This window comes from Streptomyces sp. NPDC005281 (genome assembly GCF_040607495.1).
Classification (GTDB): domain Bacteria; phylum Actinomycetota; class Actinomycetes; order Streptomycetales; family Streptomycetaceae; genus Streptomyces.
On record NZ_JBEXGX010000020.1, the window covers coordinates 150,740 to 169,332 of the forward strand.

General features: G+C 70.9%; 17 protein-coding genes. 10 read left to right on the forward strand and 7 right to left on the reverse strand.

What is annotated here, in order from left to right; translation table 11 throughout:
- Positions 1–16 precede the first annotated feature (16 nt).
- The 6 genes from ABZV42_RS26945 (at position 17) to ABZV42_RS26970 (ending at position 6,612) form a co-directional block, all read left to right on the forward strand.
- The gene (locus ABZV42_RS26945) at positions 17–1,228 is read left to right on the forward strand and encodes a pyridoxal phosphate-dependent aminotransferase (protein WP_355975665.1); all 1,212 of its coding nucleotides are present in this window, start codon (positions 17–19) and stop codon (positions 1,226–1,228) included.
- 123 nt (positions 1,229–1,351) lie between these two features.
- Entirely contained in the window at positions 1,352–1,780 is a 429-nt protein-coding gene (locus tag ABZV42_RS26950) for a hypothetical protein (RefSeq protein ID WP_355975667.1), read from the forward strand.
- 220 nt (positions 1,781–2,000) lie between these two features.
- Complete coding sequence (locus ABZV42_RS26955; protein ID WP_355975669.1) at positions 2,001–3,074, forward strand: hypothetical protein; 1,074 nt, start codon at positions 2,001–2,003, stop codon at positions 3,072–3,074.
- A gap of 229 nt (positions 3,075–3,303) precedes the next feature.
- The gene (locus ABZV42_RS26960; protein WP_356053904.1) at positions 3,304–4,476 is read left to right on the forward strand and encodes a toxic anion resistance protein; all 1,173 of its coding nucleotides are present in this window, start codon (positions 3,304–3,306) and stop codon (positions 4,474–4,476) included.
- Positions 4,473–6,017 (forward strand): VWA domain-containing protein, encoded by a 1,545-nt coding sequence (locus ABZV42_RS26965; RefSeq protein ID WP_355975673.1) that lies wholly within the window; start codon positions 4,473–4,475, stop codon positions 6,015–6,017. The genes ABZV42_RS26960 and ABZV42_RS26965 overlap by 4 nt, the downstream gene beginning before the upstream one ends.
- Positions 6,004–6,612: a hypothetical protein gene (locus tag ABZV42_RS26970; RefSeq protein ID WP_355975675.1), complete on the forward strand. Its 609-nt coding sequence runs from the start codon at positions 6,004–6,006 to the stop codon at positions 6,610–6,612. Before ABZV42_RS26965 ends, ABZV42_RS26970 begins: the two co-directional genes overlap by 14 nt.
- A gap of 71 nt (positions 6,613–6,683) precedes the next feature.
- On the opposite strand, the gene ABZV42_RS26975 is transcribed toward ABZV42_RS26970, so the two are convergent.
- From ABZV42_RS26975 to ABZV42_RS27005, 7 genes are all read right to left on the reverse strand, one after another.
- Positions 6,684–7,853: a hypothetical protein gene (locus tag ABZV42_RS26975; protein ID WP_356053906.1), complete on the reverse strand. Its 1,170-nt coding sequence runs from the start codon at positions 7,851–7,853 to the stop codon at positions 6,684–6,686.
- Positions 7,850–8,656 (reverse strand): PP2C family serine/threonine-protein phosphatase, encoded by an 807-nt coding sequence (locus tag ABZV42_RS26980; protein ID WP_355975679.1) that lies wholly within the window; start codon positions 8,654–8,656, stop codon positions 7,850–7,852. Before ABZV42_RS26980 ends, ABZV42_RS26975 begins: the two co-directional genes overlap by 4 nt.
- Positions 8,657–8,683: 27 nt before the next feature.
- Entirely contained in the window at positions 8,684–9,445 is a 762-nt protein-coding gene (locus ABZV42_RS26985; RefSeq protein ID WP_355975681.1) for a hypothetical protein, read from the reverse strand.
- A 16-nt stretch (positions 9,446–9,461) separates the two neighbouring features.
- A complete protein-coding gene (locus tag ABZV42_RS26990) occupies positions 9,462–10,712 on the reverse strand; it encodes a hypothetical protein (RefSeq protein ID WP_355975683.1) in 1,251 nt (416 codons plus the stop codon).
- A 118-nt stretch (positions 10,713–10,830) separates the two neighbouring features.
- Positions 10,831–11,295 (reverse strand): hypothetical protein, encoded by a 465-nt coding sequence (locus ABZV42_RS26995; protein ID WP_355975686.1) that lies wholly within the window; start codon positions 11,293–11,295, stop codon positions 10,831–10,833.
- A complete protein-coding gene (locus tag ABZV42_RS27000) occupies positions 11,282–12,268 on the reverse strand; it encodes a serine/threonine-protein kinase (protein WP_355975689.1) in 987 nt (328 codons plus the stop codon). The genes ABZV42_RS26995 and ABZV42_RS27000 overlap by 14 nt, the downstream gene beginning before the upstream one ends.
- 220 nt (positions 12,269–12,488) lie before the next feature.
- A complete protein-coding gene (locus ABZV42_RS27005) occupies positions 12,489–14,306 on the reverse strand; it encodes a phosphoenolpyruvate carboxykinase (GTP) (RefSeq protein ID WP_355975691.1) in 1,818 nt (605 codons plus the stop codon).
- 323 nt (positions 14,307–14,629) lie between these two features.
- Here ABZV42_RS27005 and ABZV42_RS27010 point away from each other — a divergent pair, with 323 nt between their 5' ends.
- From ABZV42_RS27010 to ABZV42_RS27025, 4 genes are all read left to right on the forward strand, one after another.
- Positions 14,630–15,343 carry a hemolysin III family protein gene (locus ABZV42_RS27010; RefSeq protein ID WP_355975693.1) on the forward strand — a complete coding sequence of 238 codons (714 nt, stop codon included), beginning with the start codon at positions 14,630–14,632 and terminating at the stop codon, positions 15,341–15,343.
- A 271-nt stretch (positions 15,344–15,614) separates the two neighbouring features.
- Entirely contained in the window at positions 15,615–17,180 is a 1,566-nt protein-coding gene (locus ABZV42_RS27015) for an MFS transporter (RefSeq protein WP_356053908.1), read from the forward strand.
- Positions 17,181–17,185: 5 nt separating this feature from the next.
- Positions 17,186–17,848 carry a TetR family transcriptional regulator gene (locus ABZV42_RS27020; protein WP_355975699.1) on the forward strand — a complete coding sequence of 221 codons (663 nt, stop codon included), beginning with the start codon at positions 17,186–17,188 and terminating at the stop codon, positions 17,846–17,848.
- A gap of 4 nt (positions 17,849–17,852) precedes the next feature.
- Entirely contained in the window at positions 17,853–18,578 is a 726-nt protein-coding gene (locus tag ABZV42_RS27025) for a Mut7-C RNAse domain-containing protein (RefSeq protein WP_355975702.1), read from the forward strand.
- The last annotated feature ends 15 nt before the right edge of the window (positions 18,579–18,593 follow it).

Consider the following 18,593-nt stretch of genomic DNA (forward strand, 5'->3'; position numbering starts at 1 on the left):
CCGTAAGCTCACGGGCATGCAGGTGATCCAGTCCACGAAGCTCGCCAACGTCTGCTACGAGATCCGGGGTCCGGTTCTTGAGGAGGCGATGCGGCTCGAAGCGGCCGGTCACCGCATCCTCAAGCTCAACACGGGCAACCCGGCCGCCTTCGGGTTCGAGTGTCCGCCGGAGATCCTCGAGGACATCCTCCGCAACGTCTCCTCGGCGCACGGCTACGGCGACGCCAAGGGGCTGCTCGCGGCCCGCCGGGCTGTCGTGATGCACAACCAGACCCTCGGCATCGAGACGGACGTCGATCACGTCTTCATCGGCAACGGTGTCTCCGAGCTCATCGTGATGGCGATGCAGGCGCTGCTGGACGACGGCGACGAGGTGCTCGTACCGGCTCCGGACTACCCCCTGTGGACCGCGGCGGTCTCCCTGTCGGGCGGCACCGCCGTGCACTACCGCTGCGACGAGCAGTCCGACTGGATGCCCGACCTCGCGGACGTGGAGCGGAAGATCACCGACCGCACCAAGGCGATCGTCATCATCAACCCGAACAACCCGACCGGCGCGGTCTACGACGACGCGATGCTCCGGGGGCTGACGGACATCGCCAGGCGGCACAACCTGCTGGTCTGCTCGGACGAGATCTACGACAAGATCCTCTACGACGACGCCACGCACACCGCGACCGCCAAGATCGCCCCGGATCTGCTCACCCTGACCTTCAACGGCATGTCGAAGGCGTACCGGGTCGCGGGCTACCGCGTCGGATGGATGTCGGTGTCGGGGCCGCGCGCCCACGCCACCTCCTACATCGAGGGTCTGACGATCCTCGCCAACATGCGGCTGTGCGCGAACATGCCGGGGCAGCACGGAGTCGTGGCGGCGCTCAGCGGGCGCCAGACGATCAACGACCTGGTCCTGCCGGGCGGGCGCCTGAAGGAACAGCGGGACATCGCGCACGAGCTGCTGACGCAGATCCCCGGCGTGACCTGCGTGAAGCCGAAGGGGGCGCTGTATCTCTTCCCGCGCCTCGACCCGAAGGTCTTCAAGGTCAAGGACGACCGGCAGATGGTGCTCGACCTGCTGCGCCGCGAGAAGATCATGGTCGTCCAGGGGACGGGCTTCAACTGGCCCGAGCCGGACCACTTCCGGGTGGTCACGCTGCCGACGGTCGCGGATCTGACGGACGCGGTGACGCGGATCGGCACGTTCCTGGACGGCTACAGCCAGCCGTGACACCCGCCGGGGCCGCGGCCCCACTCACCCTGTGTGTGCGTCGCGTCCCAGTATGCGAACCTGCTCAACTTTAGACGAGATCCAAGCTAGGATGGCTTCCTGTCAGGCACAGGAGGCCATCCCATGTACGAACCGATCCGCTCGAAGTCGGTCCACACGATGGCCGGCGCCCCCTCCTCCGACTTCCCCCACCGGACGCGCGAGGAGGAGCTGGACATCCAGCTCGCCGGTCACCTCGCGGCGCTGCTCGCCGTCACCGACGAGATCCGCGCGCTCGCCCCGTCCGCCGACCTGGACGCCGGCGCCGAGCGGCTCACCGAGCAGGTGACCCGGCTGCGTGGCGGCGCCCCGCTCCGCACCCAGGCGGCCCCGGCCGCGCCGGCGCCCGAGGCGTCCCACCTCGTGACCCTCCACCGGCGGGCCCACGCGCTGGCGGGCCGCGCCCTGGTCGTCGCGGCCTCCCGCGCCGACACGGCCGCCGCGATCCTCTCCGCCGAGCGCATGGACGCCCACGCGCCAGCCGTCGAACCCCGCGAGCTCGCCGCCCGCTGAACCCCGGGCCACCGGCCCGAGGCCCCCGCACGGCCCCGGTCCGCGCGTCTTCGAGGACGCGCGGACCGGGCGCCACACCCACCCCGTCCGCCCCGCCCGGGGCGCCGTGCCGCCCGCTTAGCGGCGCCCCTTGCTCCGGTTTCGTACCGGGACCCGGTGGTCACCTCTCGTTCACCCTCCGAGACGGGGAACGTTGGATTCCGAGGTGCACGCTCCAGGCGTGAGACGCATCGCGGGAATCGTCCTGGCGGTCCTGTTGATCGGCGGAGTGGCAGCAGCCGTCGTCGCGGGCCGCACTGCTCAGGACAAGGGCACGGCAACGAAGACCGTGCACGGAGTGATCGGTTCGGAGAAGGCGGAGTTCTTCTCCGATCCGGATGTGGTGAAGGCCCTCGCCGCCAAGGGCTACACCGTGAAGACGGAGACCTCCGGGTCCTGGGCCATGGACGGCCTCGACCTCAAGGGGTACGACTTCGCCTTCCCTTCCAGCCAGGCGCCGGCCGACGAACTCGCGGACAAGTACCACGTCCGCCAGCCGCTGCCCCGGCCCTTCTACTCGCCCCTCGTCGTGGTGGCCCACCGCAGCGCGGCCCAGGTACTCGCCGCCAACGGACTGGCCGCCCTCGGCAAGAACTCCGGCACGCTGAAGATGGCCGCCTACCTCGACGCGGCGAAGCACGAGCGGACCTGGCAGCAGCTCAAGGGCGCCAAGGCACACGGTGAACTGACCGGCACGCTGTACATCACCAGCACCGACCCGGAGACCTCCAACTCGGGCGCCCTCTACCTCGCCGCCGCGTCCTACGTCGCCGACGGCGGGCGCGTCGCCGCCGACGACGCCGCCGTCGGCCGCACCGCGCCCTTGATGCACCGGCTCATCAGCGTCCAGGGCGCCCAGCAGTCCAGCACCGACGCCGCGTTCCGCGACTTCGTCAGCGGCGCCGGCAACCCGCTCGTCCTCGTCTACGAGTCACAGGTCGCCGCGCTGCTCGCCGAGGGCCAGGACACCGGAGACCTCACGGTCCTCTACCCGGACACCACGGCCAACAGCGACCACACCGTCGTACCGCTCACACCCGAGGGCCGCGCGCTGGGCGAACTCCTCAGCACCGACCCGACGTTGCGCAGGCTCGCCGTCCGGCACGGGTTCCGCCCGCAGGGCGCGACCGGCGAGTTCACCGCGGCCACCGCCGCCCACTCCACCTATCTCAACCAGAAGCTGACCGGCGTCCGGCAGGCGCCCGTGCCCGCCTACAAGGTGCTGCACGAGATGGCGCGCCGGGCCGGGAACTAGGGGCTGTCGTCTGGATCATGCCGCAGACGACGGGGTCTGGCACGCACGCCTGCGGCGTTGTCGTCACTCGCCGACGTCCCCCAGCCTTCGGCCGGGAGGTGCCCCCACCGCGTCGACTCCCTCCTCCGCCTTGCAGCCGCACGCACCAGACCCCGCTCACCCCCGCCGACAAGGCACCGCCCACATCCTGCAACCTGACCCACACAACAGCCCCTAGGGGGAAGAGCACATGAGCACCGAAGACACGTTCACCCTCACACCGCCCGAGGCCGTGGCACCCGTGCCCCGCGAGAAGGCGGGCGGGCTCGTACCCGTCGAGCCGGGGGTGCAGGACGAAATGGCGCGCAGGGCCGCGGAGTACATCGACGGACTCGCCGTCCTGGACGCCCGCTCCCCCGAATTCGCGGGCAAGGTCGGGGAGATCGCCGGCCTGGGGGCGAGCGAGATGCGCGGCGCCGCCGCCCAGTCCAACCGCATGCTGGAGCGGACGATCCGCAGCCTGCCCTCCAAGGGCGAGGACGCGCAGTCGCACGTCGCGGGCTCGCTCGTGGAACTGAGGCGCGTGGTCGAGGACCTGGACCCGCGCGACCTGTCCGCGAGCAAGGGGAGGAAGTTCCTGTCCAGGCTGCCCGGCGGCAACAGACTGCGCGACCACGTCGCCAAGTACGCCTCCGCGCAGGGCACGTTGAACAAGATCGTGGGGTCGCTGCGCGGCGGCCAGGACGAACTGCGCCGTGACAACGCCGCGTTGCAGACCGAACGCGTCCGGCTCTGGGAGACGATGGGCAAGCTCCAGGAGTACGTCGTGCTGACCCAGGCCCTGGACACCGCGGTCGAGGCCCACATCGCGGGCGTCGACGCCGCCGACCCCGCGGGTGCCGACACACTCCGCTCCGACGTGCTCTTCCCGGTCCGGCAGAAGAACCAGGACCTGCTCACCCAGCTCGCGGTGTGCGCCCAGGGCTACCTGGCGATGGACGTGGTCCGGCGCAACAACGAGGAACTCATCAAGGGCGTCGACCGCGCGGCCACCACCACCGTCTCCGCACTGCGCATCTCCGTCATGCTCGCCTCCGCCCTCGACAACCAGCGCAAGGTAGTCGAGCAGGTCAACGCCCTGCGCGGCACGACGGAGGACCTCATCCGCGGCAACGCCGAGATGCTCGCCACCCAGAGCGGGGAGATCCAGCGCATCGCCGCCGACCCCGCCGTCGGCGCCGAGACCCTGCGCACCGCCTTCCAGGAGATCTACCGCACCCTCGACGCGATCGACACGTACAAGGTCCGGGCGACCGAGACGATGGCCGCGACCGTGGAGTCGCTGACCTCCGAACTCCAGAACGCCGGAGCCTACTTGGAGCGCAGCCGCACCCGGGGCGCCCTGGAGGGCGGGCACGGATGAGAAGCCTCCGACGGGCGGCCGGAGCCGCCGCGGCCCTGCTCGCCCTCACCGCCTGCACGGCCCACGGGGACGCGAAGTCCGGGGACGACGGCGCCCCGCGGCCCGGCACCCTCCGCGTCCTCGCCTCCAGCGAACTCGGCGACATGAAGCCGGTCCTCGAACAGATCCGGCGGGACACCGGCATCACGGTCAGACCCACCTACATGGGCACCCTCGCCGCCGTGGACCTGATCGCGCGGGGCACGGCGGACGACAGGTACGACGCCCTGTGGCTCTCCTCCGACGCCTATCTGCATCTGCGCCCCGAGGCCGCGAAGAAGGTCGTCTCCGAGACGCCGGTCATGTCGAGCCCGGTGGCCATCGGCGTCAAGCCGGCCACGGTGCGGGCCCTCGGCTGGAAACCTGACGACGTCACCTGGTCGCAGGTGGAGAAGGCCGTGACGGACGGAAAGCTCACGTACGGCATGACTGATCCGGCACGCTCCAACTCCGGCTTCTCCACGCTCATCTCGGTGGCCTCCGCGCTGTCCGGCGCCCAGTCCGCGCTCACGGACGCCGACGTCGCCAAGGCGACTCCCCGGCTGCGGGAGTTCTTCAAGGGGCAGAAGCTGACCTCGGGTTCGTCGGGCTGGCTGGCCACCGCCTACGAGCGGCGCGGCACCGTGGACGCCCTGCTCAACTACGAGTCCGTCCTCAAGGGCATGAAGGGACTGACGGTCATCCGCCCGCGCGACGGCGTGGTGACGGCCGACTATCCGCTCTCCTCCCTCGCCGCGTCCTCCAAGGACACCCGCGACGACGTCCGGCGCCTCGCCGAGGCCCTGCGCGCCCCCGCCGCCCAGAAGATGATCACCGAGCGGACGCACCGCCGCCCGGTCATCGCCTCCGTCCCCCCGGCGGCCGGGCTCGACACCGGACGACGGCGTGAACTCCCCTTCCCCGGAAGCCGGTCCGTCGCCGACCATCTCCTCGACTCCTACGAGAACAAACTGCGCCGGCCGTCCAGGACGGTGTACGTCCTCGACACCTCGGGCTCGATGGACGGCGACCGCCTCTCCCGGCTCAAGAAGTCCCTCGGCGACCTGACCGGCGACTTCCGCGACCGCGAGGAGGTGACGCTCATGCCGTTCGGCTCGCAGGTCAAGAGCGTGCGCACCCATGTGGTCCGCCCCGAGAACCCGAAGGCCGGCCTCGACGCCATCCGCCGGGACACCCGCGCGCTCAGCGCCGACGGCGACACCGCCATCTACACCTCGCTGGAGAAGGCCTACGGTCATCTGGGCGCCGGTGACGACACGTTCACCTCGATCGTGCTGATGACGGACGGCGAGAACACCAGAGGCGCGAGCCCCTCCGACTTCGACGGCTTCTACCGCCGGCTGCCCGGCGGACAGCGGGAGATCCCCGTCTTCCCCATCCTGTTCGGCGACTCCGACCGCGGCGAGCTCCAGCACATCGCCGACCTGACCGGCGGCCGTCTCTTCGACGCCCGGCAGGGCTCGCTCGACGGCGCCTTCGAGGAGATCCGTGGCTACCAGTAAGTTCCTCGGCTTCCTCGAGTCGCGCAAGAACCTCACCGGCAGCGCGTGCGGGATCGCCGGACTCGCGCTGACCTTCACCGGCACGGCGGGCCCGTACTGGCCGGTCGTCGTCGCGGGTCTGTACGGCGCGGGCGCCCTGATCGCGCCACCGGAACGCCCGGCCCCGCCCGACTTCCCGGACCCCTCCGCCCAACTCGCCGAACTACGCGTCGACTTCGGCAAGCTGCGGGAGTATCTCGACGGCGTCGACCTCCCCCCTGCGGCGGCCGGGCGGCTCACCGAGCTGACCGAGGTCCTCACCGCCCTGCTCGATCCGGGCTGGGTCGCCGAGATCCTCGCCCAGGACCCCGAAGGCGTGCACGCCCTGTCCCGCGCCGTACGGCAGGACATCCCGGAGGCGGTCGACACCTTCGTCCGCACCCGGTGGTGGACCCGGCTGGCCCCCGGCACCGAACCGCCCGAACGCCATCTGGAGCGTCAGCTCACCCTGCTCCAGGAGGAGTCGGACCGGCTCGCCGCAGCCCTGCGGGAGACCGAGGCACGGCGCCAGGAGTCGCACACCCGCTATCTGGAGGACCGCGGCCGCTCACAGTGACCAGGGCCGCTCGCGGTGCCCGGGGCCACGCGCGACGCCCCGGCCGCCTGGCCGCCTGCGGTGCCGGCGGCTCAGGTGCTCGCCACAAGCACCACCAGGATCACGAACAGCAGGACCAGCAGCGCCACCTTCAGCCCCACCGGCCACGGCTCCCCCGGCGTCGGCACGGGCGGCCCCGGCTGCGGCATTCCGGGCGTCGGGACCGCCACCGGGACGTTGAACACGTCGTGCCCGGTGAGCCCCGCCCTGGTGCACCAGGGGCACACGGTCAGATGCGAGCCGAACGCGTGCAGCGGGCGGCCCGGACAGACCCGTACCAGCGCGCGCTCCTTGTCCAGGGCGCGCAGCCACGCCTCCGCCGGAGGCCGGACGGCGGGGTCCTGCACACCGGGGCCGAACGCGGTGCGGGCCAGCGTGAGGAGTTCGGGAGGGAGCACCGAGGGATCGATGGTTCCGCGCGGCATCACGACCCGCTCGGGGCGCACGACGTAGGAGATGCTGGCGGCGATGTTGTCCTTGACGGTCGACTCGGAGGCACTGTCGTGCGGGACACCGCCGAAGGGGTGGTTCCCGGCGGTCAGCAGCTGGTAGACGAGGACCGCGAGGGCGAACTCGTCCGTCGCGCGGGTGGCGGGGCCACCGGCCTGCCGCTCGGGCGAGGAGTAGTCGGTGGTGTGCATCAGGCAGGGGAAGAGTTCCCCGGTCACCGGGTCGTTGAAGGCGATGGAGTCGCAGTCGAGGAAGGTGACGAAGCCGTTGGCGTCGACGACGACGTTGCTGCTGGAGAAGTCGCCGATGACGAGATCGTCGTAGTGCATGCGGGCGGTCATGAAGGCGAGGTTCCAGGCGACGCCGACCAGGAAGCGCCAGTCGGCCCGGTCGCCGAACAGCTTGAGGCGCTGGGCGCGGGTGAACAGGCCGATCAGCTGGACGTGCTGGGGCTCGCCGAAGCGGCGCATGGCGTAGCCGAGGAACTCGCCCTTGGCGCCCCGGGCGAGGGCGGTCGGCCAGGCCAGTTCGGGTGGCTGGGAGGCGTCGGTGGGACGGGTCACGAGCGGGGACATGGTCAGCATCCGCTTCAGCCGCTGTTCCTGTTCGGGGCCCGGCGGTTCGCGGTACAGCTTGACGACGATGCCGTCGTCGCCGACGACGGGGAAGACGGCCGCCTGGCCGCCGCCCTTGAGGGGCAGTTCGGCGAGGGTGACCGGCTTGCCGTCCAGGAACACGGTGAGGCCGCTCATGGCCGCGCCTTGAGCACGGCCCGCAGCAGGGTCTTGTCGTCGGCGTTGAGGGCGGTGAGCCGGTCCGACCTGAGCAGGGTGCCGAGGCCCTCGTGGGCGCTCGCGGTCACCGGGCCCGGGACGTCGAGGGAGCGGAACACGGCCTCGGCGAACGACGTGTTCGGCGACAGCGCGCCGCCCGTGGACCGGTTGAGCGCGGCCTGCGCCAGTCCGTCGGTGGACAGCAGCACCCCGTCGATCCCGTCGTCGGACACACAGTCGGTGTGCACCCAGCGGGCCGCGTCGGGCGAGGTGAGGAAGACCGTCTCGTTGCTGTACTCGCTGGCCGCGGCCGGCTGCGGCAGCAGATGGAACTGACGCTCACCGTCCTCCGTACCGGCCCGCAGGACGACGAAGCCGTCCCCCACGGACAGATGGCCGAGCCAGCCCCGCGCGAGCACGACCACCGTGAGGGTGGTCGCGAAGTCCGCCGCGTCGGGACCGGTGCGGTCCAGGAACACCTTGCAGACGTCGTGGAAGGCGTCCCGCATGAGCTCGCGCACGGCCTTGCCCGGACGTCGGTCCGCCGCGGTGGCGGCCCGGCGCGCGAAGTGCTCGGTGGCCAGCTCCACCGCGAGCCGGGCTCCCTCCTCGGAGCGCGGCCGGCTGCCCGCGCCGTCGGCGACGGCGAGGACCGCCACGGACGCCGTCACCCTGTGCGCGCAGGCGTCCTGGCAGGGCTGCCCCTGGCGGCGGTGCCGGTATCCCTCGACGCTCATTCCGTGGATCCGCCACGGCGTCTCCCGCTCGTCGACTGCGGTCATCAGTCAGGAATCCCATCGGGTCATCGGTCACGATTCCCAGGCCGGGCGCTGCGTCTTGAACTGGCTGAAGATCTTCTCGAAGACCTCGTCGCCCGCGCCCTTCTGCTCGGCGTTGGCGCTCGCGGACATCATCTGGAGCAGCTCGCGGAACGGGAATCCCTGGAGCCGGGCGTTGAACTTCGGCGCGAACGACCGGAGCACCTGCTCGCCCCGGTCCGTGATGCCGCCGACGCCGATCGCGTAGAGCCGGAAGCGGCGGGCCTGCTGCTCGTCGGCGAGCACCGGGATCAACCGGTGCCAGGAGTCGGTGAGATGGCCCGTGGCGTCGGTGGGCAGTCCGTCGGTGACGAGACAGATCTGCGGCCGGTAGTACTGGAGCCCGGAGGCGCGCAGTTCGGCCTTGCGGGCGGCGACGATGTTCATCGACAGTTCGAGGGCCTCGGTCATCAGGGTGACCCCGGCGGCGGCGAGCTGCGGCGGGTGGAACATGTGCGCCGGCACGAACGGGCTCACCGGGGCGCCCGGGGCGAGGAACTGCGGCCCGCGCCAGGCGGCGACGCCCTGGCCGCCGAAGGTGACCACGGCGACCTCGACGCTGTAGCTGAGGCTGACGTCGTCGTGCAGTTCGCGGGTCCACTCCGCGAGCGCGTTGTTGAGCGTCTGGATGGGCTGACCCGCCATGGAGCTGGAGATGTCGAGGCAGAGGACGAGCGGCAGCCGCTGTGCGTTGTTCTCGAACTCGATGTCGGCGTATTCCGCCGGCAACGTGGGCGGGTAGTCGCTGTGCATGGGTTCTCTCCTGGTCTCAGGGCCGGGCGGCCTTGGCGTGCCGTCCGGGTGTGGGCGGGAACGCGTAGAGGACGTCGGAGTCCCGCTCCCCCGCCTCGGTGACATCGACGAGTCCGCCGGGCGTGGGCGGCGGGCGGCCCGGCTCGGCCCACACCGCCCGGTACAGCACGTGGTCCACCTCGACATAGCCCTGCGGGTGCAGTTCGGTGCGTACGACGGCGGGCCGGGCGGGTCCGGGTACGTTGCCGACCCGCCGTCCTCGGCTGCGGGGCGCCGGCGTGGCCCGCAGCCGGGTGGTGGCCTCGTCGGGCACGTGGGTACGAAGGGCGGTGGTGGCCTCGTCGGGCACATGGGTACGAAGTGCGGTGGTGGCCTCGTCCGGCGCATGGGTACGGGGACGGCCGCGCGGCCGGGGCGCCGAGGCGGCCGGTAGGGGGCCGACGCCCGGTGCGGCGAGCGAGCGTCTGGACAGGCTGCCGATGGCGACGGACCGGGCGGAACGGCGGATCAGGAAGAGGAGCAGGCCGAGCAGGAGGACGAGCACCGCGCACAGGACGGTGAGCACCTGGGTGGCGGTGTCCCAGCCGGAGTCGCCGCCCGGGTCGGGCGCGACCGCGGGGTCCTGGTCCGTGCCGCCGACGTTCCCGGTCTCATGGCCCCGGCCCGCGTTCTGCCCCTGTCCTTGCCCCTGTTTGCCGGTGGGGGTCGCACCGGCGGCGGTCTCACCGGTGGGGGTCGCGGACGTGCCGGTCCCGGAGCCGGTGACGGTGTAGGCGTGCCGGGAGAGGTCGGCGGCCAGCCCGGCGTCGATCAGATCGCGGCCGCTCAGCCCGCTCTTGCCGAGCCGCGCGCACAGGTCGTCGGCGTTCCTCGGGTGGCAGGCTCCGCGGCCGGCCAGCTCGGTCACGATCTCGGGCTTCAGCTTGTCGATGACGGCGTCGTCCGCGACGAGCCTGCCCTTGCTGTCCGCCAGCACGAGGAGTGCCGATCCTCCGGCCCCGGTGTGGACGCCCGACGGCACCTCGACCAGGAGTCGACCGCTCTGGTCCGAGAGCGTCTGTTCGAAACCCTTGCGCTTCTCGGCGCTGCCGTCGAACGGCAGGGTCCGGTCGAGGGTGACCCGGACCGTTCCCCCGCGAATGGCGTCGGACCAGCAGCCGAGGCGCTGTTCGAAGGTCGGCCCGCACTGCTCGCGGGCCGCGGCGGGCACCGCCGGGGCGAACGCGGCCAGGAGTCCGGAAAGCATCAGGAAGGAAAGCCGCCGCATGGAAAAGACCCCCCATGGCCTTAAAAGAACACCCCCGTGGCCCTGAAAGGCACTCGCCCATAGTGGCGGAAACCGGAGGGTGTCCGGAAGGGTTTGGGGAACGCGGCGGACTTCACTTCTACAACTCGAACACCTGATGGCATCGGGTGAACATCTGTCTCGCCCGCTCCACCCAATCACTGGCCAAAGCATCGAAATCTGTTTGCGTCATGCGACAGGTCAGCGGAAGATCGCACACTCCTGCGAGACAGGGGCGCGGCCCCCGTACGTCCCACACGGACAGCATGGGATGGAGCTGTTCGGTGTTCCACGCGTTCGACGCGGCCGCGGCGAGGGCCAGTTGGTCCTTACGCAGGAAATGCCCGTCGGTCGCGAAAGCGACCAGCAGTCTCTTGGTCGTCATGAACCGGACGGTAACCATCCGGCCCGTTTCCTCGATGTCGAATCGCATGGAGACGGAAACGGTGTCGGTCACCGTGTGGAAATTCCTTCTGGCCACCCAGTTCTGCACCAGCTGACGCCAGTGCGTTCCGATTTCGAGGATCTCCCGGCCGTGGCCCGCAAAGGAGTCAGGCGTCGCCACGGCCCACCGCCTCGGCGACCATCGCGTCGGTCAGTCCGGCGTCGAGCAGCGCCTGGGCGTGCGACAGCAGACAGGAGGGTACGGACACGCTGGTGCTCTGCTTGCGGCGCTTCATCAGATCGTTGGTCCGCACCTTGATGCTGTGGGCGACCGTGGGCGGCGGCCAGTCGGCCTGCCGGGGCTCCTGCTCCAGCAGCCCGGCCAGCAGCCGGTCGAGCGGGGGCCGGTCCTCGGGGCGCTTCGCCAGACAGTGCGCGATCAGATCCCGCAACGGCCCCGCGATGCCGTCGAGTTCGGGTTCCTCGAAGGCGACGCGGTAGCGAACGGCCTCTCCGCTGCCGTGCGGCGGCCGTCCGGTGAGCGCGTACACCAGCACCCCGCCGAGGGAGAAGACATCGCTCGCCGGGCCCACCGCGGCGCCCCTGATCTGCTCGGGCGACATGAAGGGCGGGGTGCCGACGACGACGCCGACCTGGGTGAGGCCGGGAGCGCCGTCCACGCGGGAGATCCCGAAGTCGATGACACGCGGTCCGTCCGAGGCGAGGAGCACGTTGGCCGGTTTGAGGTCCCGGTGCACCACGCGTGCGGCGTGGATGGCCTGGAGTGCCTCGACCAGGCCCGCGCCGAGCCGTCGTACCTGTGGTTCGGGCAGCGGGCCGTCGGTGTGGACCGCCTCGGCGAGCGAGGGACCCGGCACGTACAGGGTGGCCAGCCACGGCAGTTCGGCCTCGGTGTCGGCGTCGACCACGGCCGCGGTGTAGGCGCCGCTGACCACACGGGCCGCCGCGACCTCGCGCGCGAAGCGCTCCCGGAACTCGCCCTGCGCGGCCAGTTCGGGCCGCACCACCTTCACCGCGACCTCGCGCCCGGCGGGCGAGCGGCCGAGATACACCCATCCCATGCCACCGGAGCCCAGCCGGCCCACGATGCGGTACGGACCGATCTTCATGGGGTCGCTGACAGGCGTACGCACCCCGCCCACCTCATTTCGGGGTCGACTGCGAGATGTCAGGAGTGTCCCCCGAAATCCTCGCTTTTTCAGCCGTTCCGGCACGGGCGGGACGGCGGGCACGAAAAAGCCGGGGTCCCGCGCAGATGTGCGCGGAACCCCGGCGGGTGCGGTCACCGCGGCCGACCGCCGCAACGGTCGCAGGTCAGGGCAACTCGGATCGGCCGCGGAGCAACAGCGGGCGTCAGCCCAGGCGCTGCACCAGAGCGCGGTACTCGTCCCACAGTTCCTTCGGTGTGTGCTCGCCGAAGGTGTTGAGGTGCTCGGGGACCAGTGAGGCCTCGTCGCGCCAGACCTCCTTGTCGACCGTGAGCAGGAAGTCGAGGTCGGCGTCGGCCAGTTCGAGGCCGTCGGTGTCGAGGGACTCCCGGGTCGGCAGGACCCCGATGGGGGTCTCGACGCCCTCGGCCTTGCCGTCGAGGCGCTCGACGATCCACTTCAGGACGCGGCTGTTCTCGCCGAAGCCGGGCCACACGAACTTGCCCGCGTCGTTCTTGCGGAACCAGTTCACGTAGTAGATCTTCGGGAGCTTCTCCTGGTCCCTGTCCTTGGCGACGTCGACCCAGTGACCCATGTAGTCGCCCATGTTGTAGCCGCAGAACGGCAGCATGGCGAACGGGTCGCGGCGCAGCTCGCCGACCTTGCCCTCGGCGGCGGCGGTCTTCTCGGAGGCGACGTTCGCGCCGAGGAAGACACCGTGGTTCCAGTCGAAGGACTCCGTCACCAGCGGTACGGCCGACGCCCGGCGGCCGCCGAAGAGGATCGCCGAGATCGGCACGCCCCGGGGGTCCTCCCACTCGGGCGCGATGATCGGGCACTGCGAGGCGGGAGTGGTGAAGCGGGCGTTGGGGTGGGCGGCCGGGGTGCCGGACTCCGGCGTCCAGTCGTTGCCCTTCCAGTCGGTCAGGTGTGCCGGAGTCTCCTCCGTCATGCCCTCCCACCAGATGTCGTTGTCGTCGGTGAGCGCGACGTTGGTGAAGACGGAGTTGCCCCACAGCGTCTTCATCGCGTTGGCGTTGGTGTGCTCGCCGGTGCCGGGCGCGACGCCGAAGAAGCCGGCCTCGGGGTTGATCGCGTAGAGGCGGCCGTCCTCGCCGAAGCGCATCCAGGCGATGTCGTCACCGATCGTCTCGACGGTCCAGCCGGAGATCGTGGGCTCCAGCATCGCGAGGTTGGTCTTGCCGCAGGCGCTCGGGAAGGCGGCGGCGACGTACTTCGACTCGCCGTGCGGCGGGGTCAGCTTGAGGATCAGCATGTGCTCGGCGAGCCAGCCCTCGTCGCGCGCCATCACCGAGGCTATGCGCAGGGCGTAGCACTTCTTGCCGAGCAGGGCGTTGCCGCCGTAGCCGGAGCCGTACGACCAGATCTCGCGGCTCTCGGGGAAGTGGGAGATGTACTTCGTGGAGTTGCACGGCCACGGCACGTCCGCCTCGCCCTCGGCCAGCGGCGCTCCGAGCGTGTGCACTGCACGCACGAAGAAACCGTCGGTGCCGAGTTCGTCCAGGACGGGCTGTCCCATACGGGTCATGGTGCGCATGGACACGGCGACGTAGGCGGAGTCGGTGATCTCGACGCCGATCGCGGAGAGGTCCGAGCCGAGCGGGCCCATGCAGAACGGGACGACGTACATCGTGCGGCCGCGCATCGAGCCGCGGAAGACGCCCTGCTCACCGGAGAAGATCTCCCGCATCTCGGCGGGGGCCTTCCAGTGGTTGGTCGGGCCCGCGTCCGCCTCGTTCTCGGAGCAGATGAACGTCCGGTCCTCGACCCGCGCGACATCGGTCGGGTCGGAAGCGGCGTAGTACGAGTTGGGGCGCTTGATCGGGTCGAGCTTCTTGAAGGTGCCCCTGCGGACGAGCTCCTCGCTCAGCCGCTCGTACTCGGCCTCGGATCCGTCACACCAGACCACACTGTCCGGCTCGGTCAGTTCGGCGATCTCGTTGACCCACGAGATCAGTTCCTTGTGGTTGGTCGGGACGGGAGCCGCGATGTCGCGCGCCACGATTGCTCCTAAATGAGGGGTTTTGTTGTTGTGCCCCGTGGGGGCTGCGACCCGGATGCTTCTCGGTGATGGAACCTCTGGCGCTCATCCGGTGCCGACCGCACTCATTTGATGATCGGACCGATCCGCGCATATGTCCAGAGAGCCTCACACCTGAGCGGAGTGAGCATCGCCACTCCCCACGGGGTTTCCGCCCGCTCACCCCGGGTTCATCGCGAGTACCCCGGCGGCGCCCGCCGACGCCGTGAGATCATGGCCACTATTGCGGTTCCCTTACGCGGGACTGACACGTAACTTACGGTTCCGTAGGTACGATTCGGCCCATGACTGCGTCCGTCCCCGACGCGCCCACGGACTCGCCGGCCGCCGGCCGGACGTCCGTCGCGCACTCCTTGCCGGAAGAGATCAAGCCCAAGCTCCGCGGCTGGCTGCACCTCGGCATGTTTCCGGCCGCCCTCGTCTCCGGACTGGTTCTCACAGCCCTGGCGGACTCGACCCGCGGCCGTATCGCCTGCGGGATCTTCGCCCTGACGGCCTGCCTCCTGTTCGGCGTGAGCGCCCTGTACCACCGCGGCAACTGGAGTCCGCGGATGGACGGCGTCCTGCGCAGACTCGACCACGCGAACATCTTCCTGATCATCGCGGGCACCTACACGCCGCTGACCATGCTGCTCCTGCCCGAGGCCAAGGGGCAGTGGCTCCTGTGGAGCATCTGGGCCGCCGCGGCGGCGGGCATCGCCTTCCGGGTGTTCTGGGTCGGCGCCCCGCGCTGGCTCTACACACCGTGCTACATCGCGATGGGCTGGGCGGCCGTCTTCTTCCTGCCCGACTTCATGCGCACGGGCGGCATCGCCGTCCTCGTCCTGGTGATCGTCGGCGGGCTGCTCTACAGCGCGGGCGGCGTGATCTACGGGATCAAGAAGCCCAACCCGTCCCCGCGGTGGTTCGGATTCCACGAGGTCTTCCACTCCCTGACCCTCGCGGCGTTCATCGTGCACTACGTCGGCATCTCCCTGGTGGCCTACCAGCACGGCTGACCCCCGCCCCCACCAACTCGCCCTTCTCAGTGGCCGCGGCTCCCCAGTCGCGGCCACTGCGCGTTTTCCGGCCACGACACGCCCGGGCGCAGCGTTTTCCCGGCCATCACGCCTCCGCGTCGACGCCAACGGCACCCGGCCCCATCTCCGCGCCCTCGTCAGCGTCCCGCTCCCCACCTCCCGCCACCCGCAACCCGCCACTCACCACCAACCCCAACTGAAAGACGTGCCGGATTGACAGCAACCATCTTTTGAGAGTTACTTTCATTTCATGGCGACTCTCACGCAAGACAGCGCCCCACGGCGCGACCCCCGCCGCTGGTGGGCCCTCGGGGCCCTGGTCGCGAGCATGCTGGTGCTCGGCTTCGACATGACGATCCTCAATGTGGCGCTGCCGACGATGGCCCGGGACCTCGGCGCGTCCACCGGTCAGCAGCAGTGGATGGCGGACGCGTACGTCGTCGTCTTCGCCTCGCTGATGCTCCCGGCGGGCCTGCTCGGCGACCGCTTCGGACGGCGCCGGATGCTCATCACCGGCCTCGCGGTCTTCCTCGTCGGCTCCCTGGCGGGCTCCCTCGTCCACGACGTGACCTGGGTGATCGTCGCCCGCGCCCTGATGGGTGTCGGCGGCGCGCTGGTGATGCCGCTCGCGCTCGCCGTGCTGCCCTCGCTGTTCGGAGCCGACGAGCGCACCAAGGCGGTCGGAGCCGTCTCCGCCGCCTCGGCGCTCGGCCTGCCGCTCGGCCCGATCATCGGCGGCTGGCTGCTGAACCACTTCTGGTGGGGATCGGTGTTCCTGGTCAACGTGCCGATGGCCGCCATCGGCATCACCGCCTGCGTCCTCCTGCTCCCCGAGACCCGCGACCCCGCCTCGCCCAGGGTGGACGCCGTCTCCACCGCGTTCACCGCGACCGGGCTCAGCGTCCTCGTCTACGCGATCATCGAGGCCCCGTCCCGCGGCTGGGGCGACCCGCTCGTCCTCGGGTGCCTCGCCGCCTCCGCCGTCCTGCTCACGCTGCTCGTCGCCCGCGAACGCCGCAGCGCGCGACCGATGCTGGACCTCTCCCTGCTCGCCCAACGCGGTTTCCTGCTCAACACACTGGCCGCGACGCTCGTCATGTTCGTCCTGTCCGGCCTGATGTTCGTACTGCCGCAGTACCTCCAGGCCGTGCTCGGCCACGACGCCCTCGCGACCGGAGTGCGTCTGCTGCCGATGATGGGCGGGCTGCTGGTCGCCTCCCGGGGCGCTCAGCCGCTGGTCACCCGGTTCGGGGCCCGCGCGGTGATCAGCGGAGGTCTCGTCGTCCTCGCCTTCGCCGCGTTCCTCGGCAGCCGCACGACCGTCGACGACGGGTACGGCGCCACCGCCCTGTGGCTGTCCGTCGCCGGCCTCGGCTTCGGCTTCGCCGTGGTGCCCGCGATGTCCACCGCACTCGGCGCACTCCCCCGCGACCGGGCCGGCAGCGGCTCCGGGCTGCTGATGTCGGTGCGCCAGGTGGGCAGCGCGATCGGCATCGCCCTGCTCGGCTCCCTGCTGGCGAGCACGTACGCCGGCCGGCTCGACACCTCCACGCTGCCGCGCGCCGCCGCGAAGACCGCCGACGACTCGGTGGTCGGCGCCCATGTCGTCGCCGCCCGGCTCGGAGACCGGGCCCTCGAAGCCTCCGCGAACGCCGCGTACGTCCACGGCATGGACCTGGTGCTGCTGGTCAGCGGGATCGCGGCGCTGGTCACCGCGCTGCTGGCGGCGGCACTGCTGCCGAACCCGGGGCGGCCCGCCGAGGCGGAGCACGAGGACGCCGACATGGCCCCGGCCCCGGCGGATGCCGGACAATAAGAGGCATGGCCGCCACCGCACAGACCTCCGCTCCCGCCGCGGAACCCCAGCCGGGGCTCCGCGAGCGGAAGAAGATCAAGACCCGCATCGCGATCCGCGAGGCGACGTACCGGCTGATCGGGCAGCAGGGGTACGACGCCACGACGATCGAGCAGATCGCGGAGGCGGCCGAGGTCTCCCCTTCCACGGTGTTCCGCTACTTCCCGACCAAGGAGGACATCGTCCTCACGGACGAGTACGACCCGCTCCTCGAACAGGAACTGCGGGAACGCCCCGCGGACGAGCCGTGGTTCGACTCCCTGCGCCATGTGCTGCGAAAGGCCGTCGGCGTCGGCACCTCGGAGGATCCCGAGATCAGCCGCCTGCGCACCCGGCTGATGGTCGAGGTGCCCGCGGTGCGCTCCCGGATGATGGAGAGCATGTCCGTCACCGGGCGGCTGCTGAGCCGGGTCATCGGGGAGCGCTCCGGCCGGGACCCGGACGGCCTCGAGGTCCGGGTCTTCGCGATGTCGCTGATCGGCGGCCTGATGGAGACCTCCCTGTACTGGGCCGAGACCGGCCAGGGCGACGACCTCGCCGACCTCGTCGAGCGCGCCGTGAACGTCCTGGAGCACGGGCTGCCGCCGCGAAACCCGGAGGCCCCCGGGGTACCCCGCGTGACATCCTGACCGCGTGAACGGACCGGAGATCCACATCGAATTCGCCCCCGAACTGGGGCTGTTCGTCCCGCACGCCCGCCGCGCGGGGCTCACCCCCGTCGGCACCGACGGCTCCTCCACCCTCGGCCATGTCGTCGAGTCGCTGGGCGTCCCGCTGACAGAGGTCGGCGCCCTGGTCGTGGACGGGCACGAGGTGCCCTTCTCGCACATCCCGGCCGCGGACGAGTCCGTGCGGGTCCGCGCCGTCGAACGACCGCAGCGGGTCCCCGGCGCGCCGCTGCGCTTCCTGCTGGACGTCCACCTCGGCACCCTCGCCCGCCGGATGCGCCTGCTCGGCGTCGACACCGCCTACGAGTTCGTCGACATCGGCGACCCGGCGCTCGCCGCCCGCTCGGCGGCCGAACGGCGTGTCCTGCTCAGCCGCGACCGGGGACTGCTGCGGCGCCGCGAACTGTGGGCGGGCGGCTTCGTCTACAGCACCCGCCCCGACGACCAACTCCGCGACGTACTGGGCCGGTTCGCGCCCGAACTCAGCCCCTGGACTCGCTGCACCGCGTGCAACGGCCTGCTCGCGAAGGCCACCAAGGAACAGGTCGCCGACCAGCTGGAGAGCGGCACCGAGCGGTCGTACGACGTCTTCGCGCAGTGCGCCGACTGCGGGCGCGCCTACTGGAAGGGCGCGCACCACGACCGGCTGGAGACCGTCGTGGAGCGCGCCCTCGCGGAATTCGGAACCTGACCGGCGGCCGCCCGG

Excerpts from the sequence above, each read along its gene's own strand:
- ABZV42_RS26945 (WP_355975665.1), top strand. The coding sequence starts at position 17 with ATGCAGGTGATCCAGTCCACGAAGCTCGCCAACGTCTGCTACGAGATC.
- ABZV42_RS26950 (WP_355975667.1), top strand. The coding sequence starts at position 1,352 with ATGTACGAACCGATCCGCTCGAAGTCGGTCCACACGATGGCCGGCGCC.
- ABZV42_RS26960 (WP_356053904.1), top strand. The coding sequence starts at position 3,304 with ATGAGCACCGAAGACACGTTCACCCTCACACCGCCCGAGGCCGTGGCA.
- ABZV42_RS26965 (WP_355975673.1), top strand. The coding sequence starts at position 4,473 with ATGAGAAGCCTCCGACGGGCGGCCGGAGCCGCCGCGGCCCTGCTCGCC.
- ABZV42_RS26975 (WP_356053906.1), bottom strand. The coding sequence starts at position 7,853 with ATGAGCGGCCTCACCGTGTTCCTGGACGGCAAGCCGGTCACCCTCGCC.
- ABZV42_RS26980 (WP_355975679.1), bottom strand. The coding sequence starts at position 8,656 with ATGACCGCAGTCGACGAGCGGGAGACGCCGTGGCGGATCCACGGAATG.
- ABZV42_RS26985 (WP_355975681.1), bottom strand. The coding sequence starts at position 9,445 with ATGCACAGCGACTACCCGCCCACGTTGCCGGCGGAATACGCCGACATC.
- ABZV42_RS26990 (WP_355975683.1), bottom strand. The coding sequence starts at position 10,712 with ATGCGGCGGCTTTCCTTCCTGATGCTTTCCGGACTCCTGGCCGCGTTC.
- ABZV42_RS27010 (WP_355975693.1), top strand. The coding sequence starts at position 14,630 with ATGACTGCGTCCGTCCCCGACGCGCCCACGGACTCGCCGGCCGCCGGC.
- ABZV42_RS27015 (WP_356053908.1), top strand. The coding sequence starts at position 15,615 with ATGGCGACTCTCACGCAAGACAGCGCCCCACGGCGCGACCCCCGCCGC.
- ABZV42_RS27020 (WP_355975699.1), top strand. The coding sequence starts at position 17,186 with ATGGCCGCCACCGCACAGACCTCCGCTCCCGCCGCGGAACCCCAGCCG.